Annotated in this window: 17 protein-coding genes and 1 tRNA gene; 15 read left to right on the top strand and 3 right to left on the bottom strand. The window is 44.1% G+C overall.

Annotated elements, in window-relative coordinates; translation table 11 throughout:
- Positions 1-371: 371 nt before the first annotated feature.
- From IM507_RS04400 to IM507_RS04385, 4 genes are all read left to right on the top strand, one after another.
- The gene (locus tag IM507_RS04400) at positions 372-608 is read left to right on the top strand and encodes a hypothetical protein (protein WP_002737182.1); all 237 of its coding nucleotides are present in this window, start codon (positions 372-374) and stop codon (positions 606-608) included.
- Positions 605-958, top strand: a complete 354-nt coding sequence (locus IM507_RS04395; protein WP_069474453.1) for a type II toxin-antitoxin system PemK/MazF family toxin — start codon at positions 605-607, stop codon at positions 956-958. The genes IM507_RS04400 and IM507_RS04395 overlap by 4 nt, the downstream gene beginning before the upstream one ends.
- A 660-nt stretch (positions 959-1,618) precedes the next feature.
- Positions 1,619-3,445 carry a peptidoglycan DD-metalloendopeptidase family protein gene (locus IM507_RS04390; RefSeq protein WP_287636688.1) on the top strand — a complete coding sequence of 609 codons (1,827 nt, stop codon included), beginning with the start codon at positions 1,619-1,621 and terminating at the stop codon, positions 3,443-3,445.
- A gap of 91 nt (positions 3,446-3,536) precedes the next feature.
- Positions 3,537-3,610 (top strand) — tRNA-Met (locus tag IM507_RS04385).
- Positions 3,611-3,946: 336 nt separating this feature from the next.
- On the opposite strand, the gene IM507_RS04380 is transcribed toward IM507_RS04385, so the two are convergent.
- Together IM507_RS04380 and IM507_RS04375 are read right to left on the bottom strand one after the other, a co-directional pair.
- Positions 3,947-4,789, bottom strand: a complete 843-nt coding sequence (locus IM507_RS04380; protein ID WP_002737795.1) for a methyltransferase domain-containing protein — start codon at positions 4,787-4,789, stop codon at positions 3,947-3,949.
- Positions 4,768-4,923, bottom strand: a complete 156-nt coding sequence (locus IM507_RS04375) for a DUF4277 domain-containing protein (protein ID WP_002735546.1) — start codon at positions 4,921-4,923, stop codon at positions 4,768-4,770. The genes IM507_RS04380 and IM507_RS04375 overlap by 22 nt, the downstream gene beginning before the upstream one ends.
- Before the next feature lie 318 nt (positions 4,924-5,241).
- Between IM507_RS04375 and tatC the strand changes: the two genes are divergently transcribed.
- The 11 genes from tatC to IM507_RS04320 all read left to right on the top strand — a co-directional run bounded on the left by tatC (position 5,242) and on the right by IM507_RS04320 (position 15,951).
- Positions 5,242-6,003: a twin-arginine translocase subunit TatC gene (tatC, locus tag IM507_RS04370; protein ID WP_002737652.1), complete on the top strand. Its 762-nt coding sequence runs from the start codon at positions 5,242-5,244 to the stop codon at positions 6,001-6,003.
- Between the two features lie 78 nt (positions 6,004-6,081).
- On the top strand, positions 6,082-6,393 hold the full coding sequence (locus IM507_RS04365; protein WP_042790841.1) for a hypothetical protein: 312 nt from the start codon (positions 6,082-6,084) through the stop codon (positions 6,391-6,393).
- Between the two features lie 467 nt (positions 6,394-6,860).
- Positions 6,861-7,889, top strand: a complete 1,029-nt coding sequence (locus IM507_RS04360) for a chlorophyll a/b binding light-harvesting protein (RefSeq protein WP_002738253.1) — start codon at positions 6,861-6,863, stop codon at positions 7,887-7,889.
- Positions 7,890-8,155: 266 nt separating this feature from the next.
- Positions 8,156-8,668: a flavodoxin FldA gene (gene fldA / locus IM507_RS04355; RefSeq protein WP_002735314.1), complete on the top strand. Its 513-nt coding sequence runs from the start codon at positions 8,156-8,158 to the stop codon at positions 8,666-8,668.
- Positions 8,669-8,828: 160 nt separating this feature from the next.
- Positions 8,829-9,572 carry an alpha/beta hydrolase gene (locus tag IM507_RS04350; protein WP_287636684.1) on the top strand — a complete coding sequence of 248 codons (744 nt, stop codon included), beginning with the start codon at positions 8,829-8,831 and terminating at the stop codon, positions 9,570-9,572.
- A gap of 19 nt (positions 9,573-9,591) precedes the next feature.
- Positions 9,592-9,948 carry a hypothetical protein gene (locus IM507_RS04345; RefSeq protein ID WP_287636682.1) on the top strand — a complete coding sequence of 119 codons (357 nt, stop codon included), beginning with the start codon at positions 9,592-9,594 and terminating at the stop codon, positions 9,946-9,948.
- Positions 9,949-10,079: 131 nt separating this feature from the next.
- Complete coding sequence (gene thrS, locus IM507_RS04340; RefSeq protein WP_287636680.1) at positions 10,080-11,936, top strand: threonine--tRNA ligase; 1,857 nt, start codon at positions 10,080-10,082, stop codon at positions 11,934-11,936.
- A 113-nt stretch (positions 11,937-12,049) separates the two neighbouring features.
- Entirely contained in the window at positions 12,050-13,081 is a 1,032-nt protein-coding gene (locus IM507_RS04335; protein WP_069474446.1) for a CobW family GTP-binding protein, read from the top strand.
- 561 nt (positions 13,082-13,642) lie between these two features.
- Positions 13,643-14,422 carry a hypothetical protein gene (locus IM507_RS04330; RefSeq protein ID WP_123230791.1) on the top strand — a complete coding sequence of 260 codons (780 nt, stop codon included), beginning with the start codon at positions 13,643-13,645 and terminating at the stop codon, positions 14,420-14,422.
- Positions 14,422-15,231 carry a metallophosphoesterase family protein gene (locus IM507_RS04325; RefSeq protein ID WP_002742233.1) on the top strand — a complete coding sequence of 270 codons (810 nt, stop codon included), beginning with the start codon at positions 14,422-14,424 and terminating at the stop codon, positions 15,229-15,231. Before IM507_RS04330 ends, IM507_RS04325 begins: the two co-directional genes overlap by 1 nt.
- Before the next feature lie 21 nt (positions 15,232-15,252).
- A complete protein-coding gene (locus IM507_RS04320) occupies positions 15,253-15,951 on the top strand; it encodes a metallophosphoesterase family protein (protein WP_002787216.1) in 699 nt (232 codons plus the stop codon).
- A 122-nt stretch (positions 15,952-16,073) separates the two neighbouring features.
- Here the strand turns inward: IM507_RS04320 and IM507_RS04315 are convergent, their stop codons facing one another.
- A complete protein-coding gene (locus IM507_RS04315; protein ID WP_287636697.1) occupies positions 16,074-17,057 on the bottom strand; it encodes a methyltransferase domain-containing protein in 984 nt (327 codons plus the stop codon).
- Between the last annotated feature and the right edge of the window lie 93 nt (positions 17,058-17,150).

The raw sequence follows: 17,150 nt of genomic DNA, 5'->3' as shown, positions 1-17,150 counted from the left end.
ACCCCCCTTATCAAGGGGAGCAGGGGGGATCAAACCCCCCTTATTAAGGGGGGAGTAAGGGGGGATCAAACCCCCCTTATTAAGGGGGGAGTAAGGGGGGATCAAACCCCCCTTATCAAGGGGGGCAGGGGGGATCAAACCCCCCTTATCAAGGGGGGCAGGGGGGATCAAAACTAAAATCGATTGGTATTAGGTGAACTGGACTCAGAGCAGTTATCAAAAGTTGAAGATGTTTGGCTTTTTTGACTTGGGCTACTCTAGAACTATGAATTTCTGAAAATGCGATCGCTTAAGTTAAAATAGAGAGGTTCAGTTTCAGGGACGAAAAAGGTAAAATAGATTAAAAGCTTACAATCTTCTAACTCGCTGCTATGCCAGTCACTCGCCAAGCTCTTAAGCAAGACCTTGACCAACTAACTAATGATCAACTTCAGCAAGTTGCTGACTTCATTGCCTTTCTCAAGTTCCAAGATAAACGCCGCCGGATCATTCTCGATCCTAGTCAACTTGTTTCCCTTGCGACTGATTTCGCCGAGGAAGACCGTATCTTTGCCGAAGCTGGAATGGATGATTATGCAGTGATGCTTGCTCAGGAAGATCATCAATGACTGAACAGCTTAAACGTGGGGAAGTTTGGTTAGCAAACCTCAATCCTGCTCAAGGTTTTGAGCAGGCAGGTATTCGTCCTATCATTATTTTTCAAAATGATATTGTTTCTCAATTTTTCACAACAACCATTGCTATTCCCCTAACGACAAACCAACGCCGTGCTTCATTACCAATCTGTATGTTGATTAGACAGGGAGATGGCGGGTTATCGCAGGATTCAGTCGCACTTTGTTTTCAAATTAGAGTGTTAGATAAGACCCGTTTAATTCAGCGGTTAGGACTACTTAGGACTGAAACAATAGCTCAACTAGAAGATGTTGTGTTGATAACATTAGGATACCAACTATAAGGATAGTACGATCACCGCTCTTGTCGGGTGCAAAAACCCGCAGGTAACGCATCAATAATATCTTTGAGGCTCATCCCAATAATTTTCTCTAGCTTGGGGAATTTCTATGAAGAGCCGGTAGGCGTTAGGCTGTATTTGTTTTGACATCAACGCCCCGTATTTTTCTCGGTAAAACCCCACACCCCACACCCCACACCCCACACCCCACGAAAAACTTTTTGGGCAAACCCTAATTATTGCCCCCCCAATAGCCATCATTGCTCCTTGCGAGCGGCGAATCATTAATAATTTCTTTAGTAAACGGCAAAACCGATAAAAATTTTCTATCAAAAAACTGGCAAAAATTGGCAGGACGAAAAATGCTGATCAGCTTGGAACATCTGAGATAGAGCATCGTCAATCTGGACATTCAAAATGTCACCAACTTGCCGTGATCCCGGTGCTAATGGTCAGAGATAGACTTGCATAATTTCAAAATCTAAGTTAATCTCACCTAAAAGTCACCTTTAGGTATTTTGACTAAAAAGTAAAGTTGCTTAACTTCTACTCTAGCCTCAAGGCTAATGCTGAAAGCTAGACCCATCGGCTTAATCCACTGGCTCTAGCTAACTCTTTACACCACAGGAGGTCTGTTTGAAAGAGACTTTTATCCACAACCCCATGACATCTGCTACCCCAGAACAGAATTGCACCGCTGAGTCTAACCGAGTCCGTTACTCAGTTGCTCTACTGGGATTAGCACTCTCTCTGGGAGTACCTAGCATTCTCAACTCCACCTCAGAATCAGCCCAGGCCGCCAATTCTGTACCCTTAGAATGGGAAGTGATTGACCTGGCCCAAAAAGCCAAAGCTGCGGGTAAAGAACTAAAAGAACCGCAAATAATCCAATCCCAAGCACTCGCCACCGTCAAATTCATCGCCACATCAGTGGTTGAGCATCAGGTGAAACCGGGAGAATCCCTGTGGAGTTTAGCCGACAGCTATCAAACCACCCCCACAGCGATCGCTGCCCGCAATAATCTCTCCCCCCAATCCGATTTGATTATCGGACAAACCTTAAAAATTCCCACTCCTGAGCAGTTGCCCCCGGCAGCCCCGGCAGCAACTCCTGAGCAGTTGGATAGTTCCTCTGCTAGTCTCCGTCAAACCCGTCAACGTCTCCAAGAAAGTTTGGCCGCCCTGCGAACCGAGGAAAACCCCCATCAGTCCAATTCCGGGGAAACGGTAATCGTCACCGAAACTACCGCTCTCGTTCCCGATAATTCGCCAACTAGCGTCGAGATTCCCGTTATTGCTCCCGAAGAATTCCCCCGACCAACCAGTCAGGTGATCCCGATTCCCGTTCCCACCCCTGAAAGCGATCGCCCGATAGCCACAATTCCCCTGAATCCTCCCTTAACCAGCAGACCGGAAATTCCTAGCGTTGCCCTACGAAATCCGGCTCCTGTGACTGAAATTCCTGCCATTCCCAATCCTCGGGTCATAGTTCCCCCAGAAAACCAAGTTTATCGGGTTCGGCCAGGGGATACCTTAAACACGATCGCTCGCGCTCTCGGCATCACCCCCGCCGAATTAGCTAGGGAAAACGGCATTGACAACCCCAACCGGATTAAAGTTAATCAAACCCTAGTGGTTCCTGATCGCTCTGCCAACGCTAGAGTTAATCAAAATCTTACCCCTTTGGACGGCGATCGCACTAGGTTGTCTTTTAACCCCAGCAATCGGCAAAATTTGCCAGCCGCCACCGCCACCACGGGGACGGAAGAATTTCCCGAAAATATCACCGGCAGCTATCGGGAAAGATTGCGCCAAGAGGTGGCTAATCTGCGGGAAACTAACCTTTCGGAAACCCAGAAAAGTATCGCTATTCCCGTCGATAATCCCGCAGAAACCCCCGATGATCGGCAAATAACCCCTAATCCCCAATGGACAGCCCTTCGTTCTCGTTCTAACCAAAGCACCCCCCCCCAGATTATCGGTTCGGCTCCTACCAATGTGGAAGAATATAATGACCGCCTCCGAATTCCCGTCGGCGAAACCGTAGAACCTTCCCTTCCTCCCCTCACTAATCCCGATGAGCATTTACCTAACCCCGCCCCGATTTTTACCGGCTTTATTTGGCCCACTAGAGGTGTATTAACCTCCGGTTTCGGTTGGCGCTGGGGCAGACCTCATCGCGGCATCGATATCGCCGGTCCAGTGGGGACCCCGATTGTGGCGGCGGCAGCCGGTGAAGTAATCGCCTCCGGTTGGAATTCGGGCGGCTATGGCAATCTGGTGAAACTTCGTCACCCCGATGGTAGCACCACTCTCTATGCCCATAACAGCCGTCTGCTGGTGCGTCGCGGCCAAACTGTTCAGCAAGGCGAACCGATCGCCCAGATGGGCAGCAGTGGCTTTAGCACCGGCCCCCACCTACATTTCGAGGTTCACCCCTCCGGCCGGGGAGCAGTTAATCCCATGGCTTTCCTGCCAGGCAGACGTTAAAGATGCCCCCAAAGGGAAGAAAAAATCTTCCCTTTTTTGCTCTTGTGCAATTGGGTGATTATGTGTTATGATTGGTAACTGTGTAAACAACGGCTTAGTAGCTCAGTTGGTCAGAGCAGGGGACTCATAAGCCCAAGGTCGGCAGTTCAAATCTGCCCTGAGCCATTTTAGGAAAACCTAAGTGTAGAATTTTAGAAATACAGAATCTTGCTTGAAGATTATCTCGTTCCCCAGTTCTACCTGATCACTGCCCCCCACCAAAGCCTTTTTTTTGATTTATGGAAATTCGCACCCATAAGTATGGGAAAGGGCTTGACTTAGGCGGCGGTTTGCGTTATGCTTTTTTTATAATGGGAATCTGTGCCAATTTAGATAATTGTCAATGTTTCCATTATGAATAAAATCTTTTAGAAATATTATCTCAAAATCTCCCCAGAAAAGCAAGCAAAATTTTGCCAATAATTGTTAAGTTTTGTTAAAAAGAAATGGAGAGATCAGCCTTTATTTTTTCCCTTGCAGTAAGCCAAAACGAATTAAACCCGACTCGTAACCGCGCCGCATTAACCCTAAAGATAAAGCCCCTTGGATAGTAGTGTAACCGCTGGCTAACAAACCTGCGATCGCATCTGGGGTTAGGGCCGAGTCAATCACCACATCCCAAAAGGCCGCCACCGATAGGGACCAATCATCGGTTTTTAGGTCTTGAAAGCCAATGTCACCGGCAATATCGGCGTATTCTGGCAAAGAAATCACATAGGGCAGACAATAAACCTGATAAATCTCGTTTAATAGTTTAATCTCTCCTTCCGTTAAATTACCGGCCAGGGAAGTGGTGGGACGATGACACCAAGTAGCCATCAAAAAAGTCCCCCCGGGCTGCAAAACCCGATAACATTCCCGCAGAAATTGCCTTTTATCGGGCATATGTTCGCCACTTTCCAAAGACCAGACCAGATCAAAATTATTCTCAGGAAAGGGGGTTTTTAGGGCATCAGCCACGCAAAAACTCACTTGTTCTTCTAAATTGAACTCTTGCGCTCTTTGGCTGGCTCTAGCGGCTTGTACCGGGGATAAGGTAATCCCCACTCCTTGGCTGTGAAATTTTTCGGCCAGATAAAGACTACTGCCACCAATACCACAACCGACATCGAGAATCTGATTAGCGCCGGTGACACCACCCCAAGTTAATAATTCTTCTATTAAATCAATTTGTGCCTGACGGCGATCGAGTTTAATCTTGCCGCCGCGACCGTAGTAACCATGGTGCATATGTTCGCCCCAAATCCTTTCCCATAGTCCACTAGAGGAGTCATAAAAATCGGCTATTCGTTGATAAAGTTCCATGGTGATTTCCTAAGTGAGTGGGTGGTGTCTTTTTCTCCAAGTTGTTGATTCATATAGTCCACAATACCTAGCTCATCAATGATAGCGGCGATGATGCCTAAATGGTCGAGATTTTTAACGGTTAGTTGAGTCATTGTCAGGTGAGTGACTGGTTGATTTGATTGTAGCTATTCCGTCGCTATTTCTGAGTTTATTTTTTACCTCCTCTTAACCAGTACGGAATATGGGTTACAAAGGTGAGATGCTCTCCTCTAATACCATTTTTCTTTATTTGCGTCACAACGAATGCAAGCTTGGCAAGCATTCGAGCGTGGATGTCTGTCATGGATTTAGAAATTTGGTATAAGTCCTAAAAATAATCTCCCGACTCCTGAATTCTGATAACTGATTCAAGGCTAAGGGTCAACAATGCTAGGATAAAGGCTTGAGTAGAGAACGATCAAGCGAAAGCCATGTCATCGACAGAAGTAAAAACCCCGCCCCCAGACAGTACCGAATTTCTCGACGAATTGCCAGGAGAAGTGGAAATGTCCTTATTTGACCACTTGGAGGAGTTGCGGCGCCGGATTTTTTATAGTTTAATTGCCGTGGCTGTGGGTGCGGTGGGATGTTTTATCTTCGTTAAACCCCTAGTACAAGTGCTGGAAGTCCCCGCCCAAGGGGTAAAATTTTTGCAGTTGGCCCCGGGAGAATTTTTTTTCGTCTCCCTAAAAGTAGCTGGATATAGCGGCATACTGGTGGCTAGTCCGGTCATTCTCTTACAAATTATCCTCTTTGTGCTGCCGGGGTTAACCCGTCGCGAACGGCGTTTAATTGTCCCGGTAGTGTTAGGATCGAGTGTTTTATTTTTTGCTGGTTTATTTTTTGCCTATATTGCCCTGATTCCCGCCGCTTTAAACTTTTTTGTCAGTTATGGGGCGGAAGTGGTCGAACAAGCTTGGTCGATCGAGCGCTATTTTGAATTTGTCTTACTTTTACTGTTTAGTACCGGCATCGCCTTTCAAATTCCCGTTATTCAATTGATTTTGAGCTTTTTAGGCATTATTTCCTCACAAACGATGTTATCGGGGTGGCGTTTCGTGGTTTTGGGGGCGGTGATTTTAGGCGCGATTTTAACCCCTTCCACAGATCCTCTCACCCAATCCCTGTTAGCAGGGGCGGTCTTGGGTCTATACTTTGGGGGCATTGGGGTGGTGAAATTAACGGGACGTTAGCAGTTTTTTGATAAAATTTGACGGCTGAAAACCAATTAAGCCAGAAAGCTAGAGATTGATTCTAGATTGAGTAACAAAGTGAAATATTTTTTCTTAACGGCAGGTTGGACAATAGGACGGGTGTGGGAATTTGGTGGTTTGTGGGACAATGCGAGTAGTTGGCGACGACCACCACAGACAGAGCGATTAAATATCGGTATTTTAGAGGGAGAACAGGTTTTATGGCTTTATAAGGTGGAAGAAGCTGTGATTATGGTGGAAGTTGCCCCCAAGAGTGCAGAAATTGCCGATGCTGTCTCCACTATCGGGCAAGTGGTGCTAAAACGCTTGATTAGTGCCGAACAAGTCCTCGAAATCCTGCAAAATGCCGAAGAACTGCTGAGGAAGTAATTAGGGTTTGCTGAATAATGGTAAAACCCTTTTTAGATAAGGCTTTTGACCTGTTAAAATCCGATGTTCATGCTGCGAAAATAGGATTGGAACCTTCAAAAACCTTGCATTATCCTTCTTGCAGTACATAAACTGGTACAAGAAAAGGGGGCAACAAAGCCTGAAACTCCTGCCTCACAGCCTCGGATCATTCTGCCTGACCCTATTCTAGGCCTTTTTTAGAAAAAATTAATTAATAATTATTCTCAATTATTTGAGAAGATTACTCTAGCTGCGATCCAAGATTCATGCTGAAAAGCCTTGATTTTCAAAGGCTAAACCGGCTAAAAATACTAATGTATTAAAGTATACCGAGCAACTGTAACAATTCTTAACTTGACTTTATTGAGAATTATTCTAGACTAAGACTTAAAGCTTATTGCATATTATTATCAATAAGCTTGGTTCTATTTTCGTTAAAAGATGCCATGCAGACCTACGACAATCCTCAGATCAAGTACGACTGGTGGGCAGGAAATGCCCGTTTTGCCGATAAATCAGGCTTATTTATCGTTGCCCACGTTGCCCAAGCTGCTTTAATCGCTTTTTGGGCAGGAGCCTTCACCTTATTTGAAATTTCCCAGTATCGCCCCGATATAGCCATGGCAGAACAGGGCTTAATTTTACTGCCGCACCTGGCCACTTTAGGCTTTGGAGTCGGAGAAAAGGGGCAAATCATCGATATCTATCCCTTTTTCGTGATTGGCTCAATTCATCTGATTTCTTCGGCAGTTTTGGGAGCAGGAGCCTTATTTCACCTGTTAAGAGTCCCAGAAACCCTGAAAGATTCCTCTGGTCCGGGGAAAAAATTCCATTTCGATTGGAGTGAACCCCGACAATTAGGAGTTATTCTCGGTCATCACCTGCTCTTTTTAGGTATAGCTGCATTATTATTAGCGGCCAAAGCTATGTACTGGGGGGGATTATACGACGCAACTATCGGCGCTGTCCGAGTCGTTAGTGAACCAACCCTCGATCCTTGGGTTATCTATGGCTATCAAACCCACTTCGCTACTGTGGACAATCTCGAAGATTTAGTCGGTGGTCATATCTACGTCGGTTTAATGTTAATTGGGGGCGGTATCTGGCATATTATCGTTCCCCCGCTCAAATGGGCGAGAAATGTGCTGATTTTCTCTGGAGAAGCCATTTTATCCTATTCTTTGGGCGGAATTGCCCTAGCTGGTTTCGTGGCCGCCTATTTCTGTGGGGTAAATACCCTCGCTTATCCAGTCGAATTTTACGGGCCAATTTTAGAAGTGAAGTTAGGAATTGCTCCCTACTTTGCCGACACGGTGAAATTGCCCTTTGGAGTACATACGGCGCGCTGTTGGTTAGCTAATGCCCACTTTTTCCTCGCTTTCTTCTTTTTACAAGGTCATCTCTGGCACGCTTTACGCGCGATGGGTTTTGACTTTAAACGAGTAGAAAAAGCCTTAAATGCGATAGAAGCCTAGTTTTTTCAAGGAAGATTAGGATAAATTATCGATTTTCCTAATTTTCCCCGCTGATCAATCTTTCTAACTGTCCCTTATGCCTTACTGTACCTGTTGTAACACCAAATTGCTGCATCACATTGGACGCTCTCGCTCTTATTGGTACTGTAGTTCTTGCCGGCAGGAAATGCCAGTTTCAGAGAGAGAAAACTGTAATCAGGGGCTTTATTCCCTATCAAGGAGAATTAAGAGTTAAACTCACTTATTTCGCAACAAGGACAAATTTTATGGCAAAAATTGGCTTATTTTTTGGCACGCAAACCGGCAAAACCGAAACGGTAGCGGAAATGATTCAGAAAGAATTTGGAGGTGAGGCAATTGTAGAATTACACGATATCTCCTCCGCTTCTACCGAGGATTTTGCCCCCTACGATGCCCTGATTATCGGTTGTCCCACCTGGAATATCGGCGAATTACAAAGCGATTGGGCGGGTTTTTACGATGAATTGGATGACATTGATTTCGTCTCCAAAAAGGTCGCTTATTTCGGGATGGGGGATCAAATCGGTTATGCGGATAACTTTCAAGATGCTCTGGGGATACTGGAAGAAAAAATCGCCTCCCTGGGGGGTAAAACTGTCGGTTACTGGCCGACAGAAGGTTACGATTTTAACGAGTCGAAAGCCCTAAAAAATGGCAAATTTGTCGGTTTAGCCCTCGATGAAGACAACCAATCCGATTTAACTGAACAACGGATCAAAACTTGGGTCGCGGGACTTAAGGGCGAATTTGGCGTTTAGTTAGCTATCAATCAGTTATCAGTTATCAGTTATCAGTTACCAGTTATCAGTTATCAGTTATCAGTGAATAGTATTAAGTGGCTAGTTCGCAGCTTTCTTTTCACCAATTACTGATTACTGTTTACTGATCACTGAAAAATCCCCTATATCCTTGATTATTATGTCTCGATTACCTGATGCAGTTTGGATTAATGTTAACCCCAGTTTTCGCCGTTTTGATCGCCCGGTGTTGGATTGTTTAGCCAGGGAAGTTGCGATCGCTGAGTGGCAATACTGTCAATCTGTTGATGAGCCAGCTTCCCTTGATATCGCCTTGGTCTTACTACAAGATTACCTGAAACAATGCGATCGACCGCTGCATTTAGTCGGCCACGGCACGGGGGGATTAGTAGGATTACTGTATGCGCGTCGTTATCCAGAAAGGGTGAAATCCTTAACTTTGCTCTCTGTGGGAGTCTATCCGGCGATCGATTGGCAAGCTCATTATTATGTGCTATCAAAATTACTGCCTTGTTCTCGTCAAACTCTGCTAAATCAATCGGTTCAGAATCTTTTTGGTCATCAATCCTGCGCTTTAACCCAAGAATATCGCTATCTCTTGGAACAGGATTTATTATTGTCCCTTTCTCCCCATAATCTCTATCAGAATGCCCATTTCGCCCCAGGGACAGTTCCCGTACCCCTGTTAGTCTGTGGGGGAGATATCGATACGATTATCGATCGGCATTTATTGCAGGGATGGCAACCCTGGTTAAAGTCAGGCGATCGCATTTGGAGTTGTCACAAAGGGCGTTATTTTTTCCACTATTCCCACCCCTACAGCGTCAGTCAAGAGATTTTTAGTTTCTGGCGATCTCTAGTTCCACAGGAATTTCTTTCTGAGCAAACTGTAATTATTCCTTAATTGACAAAAATCGAGATTTATGTTAAGGCTAATACCGCTCTTTTGTCCGATCGCAATCTGGATAACGCTGCTGTTCTTTTTTACTGCTCTTTTTCTTGCTGTTGCCCAAGGGCGCCGGCAGTTGCAAAAGCTGCATCGAATTCCCTGTAGTCGCTGTGTTTTTTGTACCGGAGATTATCGCTTGAAATGTGCGGTGCATCCAATGCGCGCTTTTTCGGAAGAGGCGCTCGATTGTCGGGATTTTGAGCGAGAAATTCAGGAAAATCAGAAAATGGGTTTCTTGAAGAAACCTGTTTTCTCAGTTTCTTTTCTCGTCATCATAACCTGGATTCTGGCTGTTAAGTTGAGAATATCATCGGTAATACCTGCTTTTTAAAGTAGGGAGACTTCCAGTTTGAGCGGTAAGCTATCAGCGTTGAGCTTGCCGCTAGAGGATTTGAGCGCATTTTTCTCTCAGACATCAGCCCTCCTTTGCTATAATGATAATCATTATCACTTTAACTGGCAATGGTCAATCAGATTGAGTATCCCCTAGCAGAAAGCCCCGTTATCGAAGAAGATTCGCAAAAAATCGTAAAAATACGCCATACTTGCGCCCACGTCTTAGCGATGGCCGTACAAACTATCTTTCCTGAAACCAAAGTCGCTATTGGTCCCTGGACAGAAACGGGATTCTACTACGATTTCGATCGCCCAACACCCTTTACCCCCGAAGATTTGGAGAAAATAGCGGCAGAAATGGGGCGAATTATCGGGAAAAACCTGCCAATTATCCGAGAAGTGCTGGAAAGAAGCGAAATTGCCGCAGAAATCGAGCGCCTTAATCAACCCTACAAAAAGTTAATTTTAGAGAGAATTCCCCCAGATGAAACCATTACCCGTTATTTTATCGGTAGTCCGGACGCAGGACGGAGCGATCGAGAACCCTCGTTAATTGATGGCGCTGTTTCTCCCCCGGAAGAATTTTGGTGGGATCTGTGTGCGGGACCCCATCTCAACTCGACGGGGGAAATTAACCCAGATGCTTTCGTCTTGGAAAGTGTAGCGGGTGCTTATTGGCAAGGAGATGAAAAACAGCCGCAATTACAGCGAATTTACGGCACAGCTTGGCAAACCCCCGCAGAATTACAAAATTATCTCCAACAAAAAGAAGAAGCGCAGCGACGAGATCATCGCAAATTGGGACAACAATTAAAATTATTTAGCATCCAAGAAGATGCCGGTGGCGGTTTAGTTTTTTGGCATCCCCGGGGTGCAACAATGCGTTATTTAATCGAAGATTATTGGCGCCAAGCTCATTTAGAAGCGGGTTATCAATTTCTTTATACTCCCCATCTAGCTAATTTAGATCTGTGGAAAACTTCCGGACATTGGGACTTTTATCGCGACAATATGTTTGAGGCGATCGAGTTAGAACAGCAAAGCTATCAAATAAAGCCGATGAATTGTCCTTTTCATGTTTTAACCTATCAAAATGACCTGCATTCCTATCGAGAATTTCCCCTCAGATGGGCAGAATTAGGCACAGTTTATCGTTACGAGCGATCGGGGGTTTTACACGGATTAATGCGGGTGCGAGGTTTTACCCAAGATGATGCTCATATTTTTTGTTTGCCCGAACAAATTGCCGCAGAGATTCTAGGAGTTTTAAATTTAACCGAGAAAATTCTCTCCGATTTTGGCTTTACTAATTATCAGGTAAATTTATCGACTCGTCCCAGTAAATCCGTGGGTAGCGATAGTGTTTGGGAATTGGCAACTGCAGCTTTAATTGAGGCATTAAATGCTAAAAAGTGGGATTATATTGAGGATCAGGGAGGTGGGGCTTTTTATGGTCCGAAAATTGATATAAAAATTCAAGATGCGATCGGTAGAATGTGGCAATGTTCCACGATTCAGGTCGATTTTAACTTGCCAGAACGCTTTGATATGCAATATGTCGCTAGGGATGGTAGTCGCGAAAGACCGATTATGATTCATCGAGCTATTTTTGGCTCTTTGGAAAGATTTTTTGGTATTTTAATCGAGAATTATGCGGGAGATTTTCCTCTCTGGTTAGCACCTATTCAAGTCCGTTTATTACCCGTTAGTGATGAACAGCAGCATTATGCTTTAGAGGTAGCAGTGCAGTTAAAACAAGCTGGTTATCGAGTGGAAATCGATAAAAGTGGTGAGCGTTTAGGTAAACAAATTCGTACAGGAGAACTAGAAAAAATCCCTGTCTTAGCTGTGATTGGAAAACGAGAAGTTAGCAGTAAAACTCTAAGTGTTCGCACTCGACAAGGGGGTGATTTAGGTTCGATGACGCTGGCAGATTTATTAGAAAAAATGCAAACGGCGATCCTATCTAAAACTAATCTCTGAAGCTTTTGTATAAACCGGCAATAGTGGATATCGATCCCTTCCAGGCGAATTTAACAGGGTTGAGAAAAGCCTATTTTCTGCCAATTAATTAACTTAAAAGTGGGTTAGCTGCCGTGAGTTCTTTGATAATTCCTCTCTCCGATTCCCTCCCTTGCTTGCCTAAATCGGGAATGCCTGTGACGATCATTACTGGTTTTTTAGGGAGTGGAAAAACTACCTTACTAAATCATATTCTTGACAATAAAGAAGGGTTAAAAGTTGCCGTATTAGTCAATGAGTTTGGGGATATTAATATTGATTCTCAATTGCTTGTTTCCATCGATGAAGATATGGTAGAATTGAGTAATGGCTGTATTTGTTGTACGATTAATGATAGTTTAATTGAGACAGTCTATCAGGTCTTAGAAAAAGAAATACCCGTGGACTATCTAATCATTGAAACCACAGGATTAGCCGATCCTTTGCCAATTATCCTCACTTTCCTGGCCACGGAATTAAAATATCTGACTCGCTTAGATTCTATTATTACCCTCGTGGATTCTGAAACCTTTACTGCCGATCATTTTGATAGTAATATTGCCCTTAGTCAAATTCGTTATGGTGACGTGGTAATTCTCAATAAAATAGATCGAGTCAGTCCCAAGAAATTAGATGATTTAGAAAAGTTTATTCGTCGAGAAAAAGAGGGTATAAGACTCCTAAAAAGTAGTTATGGTCAGGTTCCTTTGGGTTTATTGTTAGATCTAGGTTTAACTAAAGAAGAATTGTATAAAGTCCAGTTGAGAGACTTTCAAAAAAATCGCCCAATCTCCATTGATAATCAATCTCCTGAAGACTTTAATTTTGTCTCCTTTGTTAGCGATAAACCATTTAATCTAGATAAATTTGAACCTTTTCTCACGGAAAAAATTCCAGTAAATGTTTTTCGAGCTAAAGGTATTCTCTGGTTTCAACAAAGCGATTTAAAACATATTTTTCAATTGAGCGGTCTTCGTTACGATCTGCAAGCGGTAGAATGGGATACATCTCCTCAGAATCAGTTAGTTTTTATCGGCAGAAATTTAAATAAAGAGGAAATCTTGACACAACTAAACGAATGCTTGGCTAGTTCTCAAAAAATTAAAAAGCACAAACTAAGTAGGTAGGTGTTAAAAGTTTTCAGACACCCCCCTTATTAAGGGGGGATTAAAGGGGGGATCCCCCCGCCTATCGGCACCCCCCTTATCAAGGGGGGCAGGGGGGATCGGCACCCCCCTTATCAAGGGGGGCAGGGGGGATCGGCACCCCCCTTATCAAGGGGGGCAGGGGGGATCGAACCTAAAATCCATTTTTAATTTAATTATAACCAGCTACTTATGAATAATTTATGGATAAAAACTTTAAAATTTAACGAACCCTCGATCCCATGGTTTTACATCTCTTTGTTCTCTAAGTTCATTATCGCAAACCCTTGCACTTTACGGAAGCGGCGATCGATTAAGGGAACAATTAAAAACGAGGGGAATTATCTTAGTTGATTTACCCGATGGACAAAGCCAATGGTATCCTAGAGAAAAGAGCCATAACCATGATTAATATCCCAAGAAACCGCCAATTTTTCCCAAAATAACCTTACTAAGTCTAGAGGATTGGTTTAAGGAAGATTACTTGCCCCAATCTGACTTATGCTAGAATGATTATCATTACCACAATAAAGAAGGAGCAAAATGATTATCGTGGTGACGGGGGGTATAGCTGCGGGAAAAACCCATTGGATTCGCCAACAAATCGCCCAAAGCAAGCAGCCAAGTCTATATTTTAGTCCCCAGACGGAAACTTTTCCCATTGATCATCTCACTTTACAGAGTGACTTTCCCCAGTTGTCCTGTGTTTCTAGGGAAGAAGAAGACCTTTTGAGCAGTTTATCCGTCGAAAACACGGTCTATATGGAAGTGCCGTGGCATTTAGACACGCAATCCCTCGAAAGCTTTCTAAAACCCCTCAATTGTCATCGGGTAGCGATTACGTCTCCAGACGAAGAAATCCCCGAAGGACAGGTTCCCGTCGATGAAATAGTCATCAGTCCCGTCAAAACAACCATAAAAGGTGATCAATGGTTAAAAAAACGGGAAATACAGATTTATAGAGCCGTTTTAACGGGAGAAATCCTCGATTTTTCCAGTTTAACCACCTTTTGGACAGAATTAACCCAAGGGGCCTATGGGGAAGTGCTGCGGGTTAAAAGTATCTTCGATATCATTGATGGTCAGTGTATTTATGGGGAATTTATGGATGAATGGCCAGAAAAAGACTTTCAAAGCTTAAATTTCCCCTTAAATCTCGATGGGAGACCGAATCGCTTTAGTGGGATTGAAATCGTCGGTCGCAATCTCGATAAACCGACAATTGCCGATACCCTGAGTGATTGTTGTCTGTCCGATGAGGCACTTTTTTATTATCAACAACAATTTCAAGAATCTTTAGAGCCAGAAATGGAGTTAATCTGATGAAAATAGCCGTTTTATCCTGTATTCATGGCAATATGCCCGCTTTTAATGCTGTTTTGCAAGATTTAGACCAACAGGGTTGTCAAGAAATCTACTGTTTAGGGGATTTGGTTGGGTATGGACCCCATCCTAACCAAGTGGTGGAAAAAATCCGTCAACTGGGGATTACCACGGTACAAGGGTGTTGGGATGAGGATATCGTTGAGGGATTAAATGCCTGTGAATGCAGTTATCCGTCGCTTTTAGCAGAAAAACGCGGTAGATTAGCTCATGAGTGGACAAATCAAATAATCACCCCAGAAAACCGTAATTATTTGTCAAAACTGCCCGAAATTTTTAAGCTAGATCACCTCTGTTTTGTCCATGGTAGTCCCCAAAGTAACCATGAGTATCTTTTAGCCGAAATGGACGCTTTTACGGCTTTAGAACGGGTTTTATCGGTAGATACAGAGGTTTTATTCTGTGGACATACCCACATCCCCTATATTCGCACTCTCGACGCGGGAAGCTTGCAAATAAAAGTGTATCAACCCGATGGGGAACAGTCGCGGCAATTTACCACACCGGTTAAACGTATCATCAACGTGGGATCGGTGGGAGAACCGCGTCACGGTCGTCCAAATGCCACCTATGTGATTTACGATCGAGAAACGGCAGCGGTACAACTGCGAGAAGTGGCCTATAACTATCAGGAAACCTGTCAGGCTATTTTAGCATCGGGTTTACCTCCTATTTTCGCTTGGCGATTGGCTAAGGGTCTAGAATATGCGGAAAAAGCCGATGATCCGACTCATGTTTGCGAACGTTAATTTGTGATAAATCAAGAAATTATGTGGGCGATTTTAAGCGGTATTCAAGGCAATTTACCAGCCTATCAAGCGGTCTTGGAAGATATTCAGCAACGGTCAGTTACTGTAGAAAATTTATATATTTTAGGAGATTTTATCGGTGTTAATCCCGATAGTGAAATGCTAGTAGAACAAATACGTTATCCCACTAAAAATAACTTATATCCGCAGGTTTGTCGGGGATGGTGGGAAGAACAATGTTTAATTTTACACAGTTTAGGAGCCACAGGAGAACCGACGGAATTAATCCATAAACATGGAATTGATAGCACTAAACAACTCTGGGATGCAGTTTCTTTAGAAACGGTGCAATGGTTACGAAATCTCGATTTTGGTTTTGTCGAGTTGGATTGTTTATTAATTCATGGCAGTAGTGTCAGTGTTAGTGAAGAATTAACCCCCGATACTCCCCCATGGCAAATTTTAGATCGACTGCAACGGGTGGGAGTTAATAATCTATTTTGTGGTCGTGCGGGAAAAGTTTTTGATTATTCTTTACAGTCCGCTAATTTAACCAGCACTGTTACTACTTTAGATAAACGGCAACCAAGCCAAACTTTGACGATTCAAGATAAGCGTTTAATTGGGGTTGGTAGCGTTGGTAAAGAATTAAATAAAGCAGTTTACACTCTCTATAATCCCAGTAATAATTGCGTGGAGTTTAGAACCGTACCTTATTAATCTTTCAGAGATTAATTAAATATTAAAGATTAATTTAAGTAGGTAGGTGTTAAAAATTATCAGACACCCCCCTTATCAAGGGGGATCAAGGGGGGATTTATCTTCAATTTAATTATAACCAGCTAGATAACTGAGGTAAGAGACTCTTGCTGACTTGCTTGCAGATGGGATTGAGCGCGAACAGCGCGGAACATCCCAAAACGACATAAACCCGTACCAAAGGCCAAACGCATCAGCAGAATTGTCGGCACTTCTCGGACGGATTTAAGCAACCCAGTTAGACCAAATTGCCACCAACCTTGGGGACGAATCACCCCCTGCCAAATGGTATCAATCCAAGAGGGTAGAGTGGCTTTTGTCCAGTCAGCAGTCACCACTTCCCCATCCACCAATCCCGTGGCCGCTAACTGTTCGGCAAAACCTTCGATACTGGCAAAAGCGGGGTGAGACCACTGATCCAAAAGTTGGCGCATTACAGGACTTTCCCAGAAATTGAGCGGTTTTTGACGGTCATCTCGCTGATTCCAGTCCGCTACCACTAGGACTCCCCCTGGTTTGAGAACTCGCAGTAATTCCTGAGCAAAAACGGCTTTGTCCGGCATATGGGGACCGGCTTCAATTGACCAGACCACATCAAAACTCTCGTCGGGAAAAGAAAGGGCCATGGCATCATCGACCAAAAAGCGAGCATTTACATCTGGGGGTGTTAGTTCTTTGGCCCGTGCCACTTGTTTGGGACTAATGGTGACACCGGTAACGGCAAATCCGTAGTCGCGGGCCAGAATGCGACTGCTCCCACCAATACCACAACCGACATCGAGGAGAGTTGCACCAGTGGGTAGTTTATCCAAACCTCCCCAAGAGACCATTTCCGCCACAAAGTCAGCTTTTGCCTGTAGAAAGTCTTTTTTTTCTGGTGGGGAACCGTAGTGACCTAAATGGATGTGTTCGCCCCAATAATATTCTAAAATCCCGTCCTGGGTCCATTGGTCGTAGGAATTGGCCACCGAGTCCGACGATTGGTACTTGCGAGAGGAAACAAAATAGACGACGATAGCGATCGCTAGGAGTAAACCTAAAGATGATGTCAGCAAAAGTATATTCATTAAATGCTGCTGGGCAAACTGATACAAAGCTTAATAACTCTTAAAGATTATACAACCTTGAGGTTCTGCGGTTGAGTGACTTTGGTTCCTCGC

The organism is Microcystis sp. M20BS1, assembly GCF_020245305.1.
GTDB classification, from domain to species: Bacteria; Cyanobacteriota; Cyanobacteriia; order Cyanobacteriales; family Microcystaceae; genus Microcystis; species Microcystis ichthyoblabe_A.
Note: the sequence above shows the minus strand (reverse complement) of the source record. Positions and strands in the feature narration are given on the sequence as shown.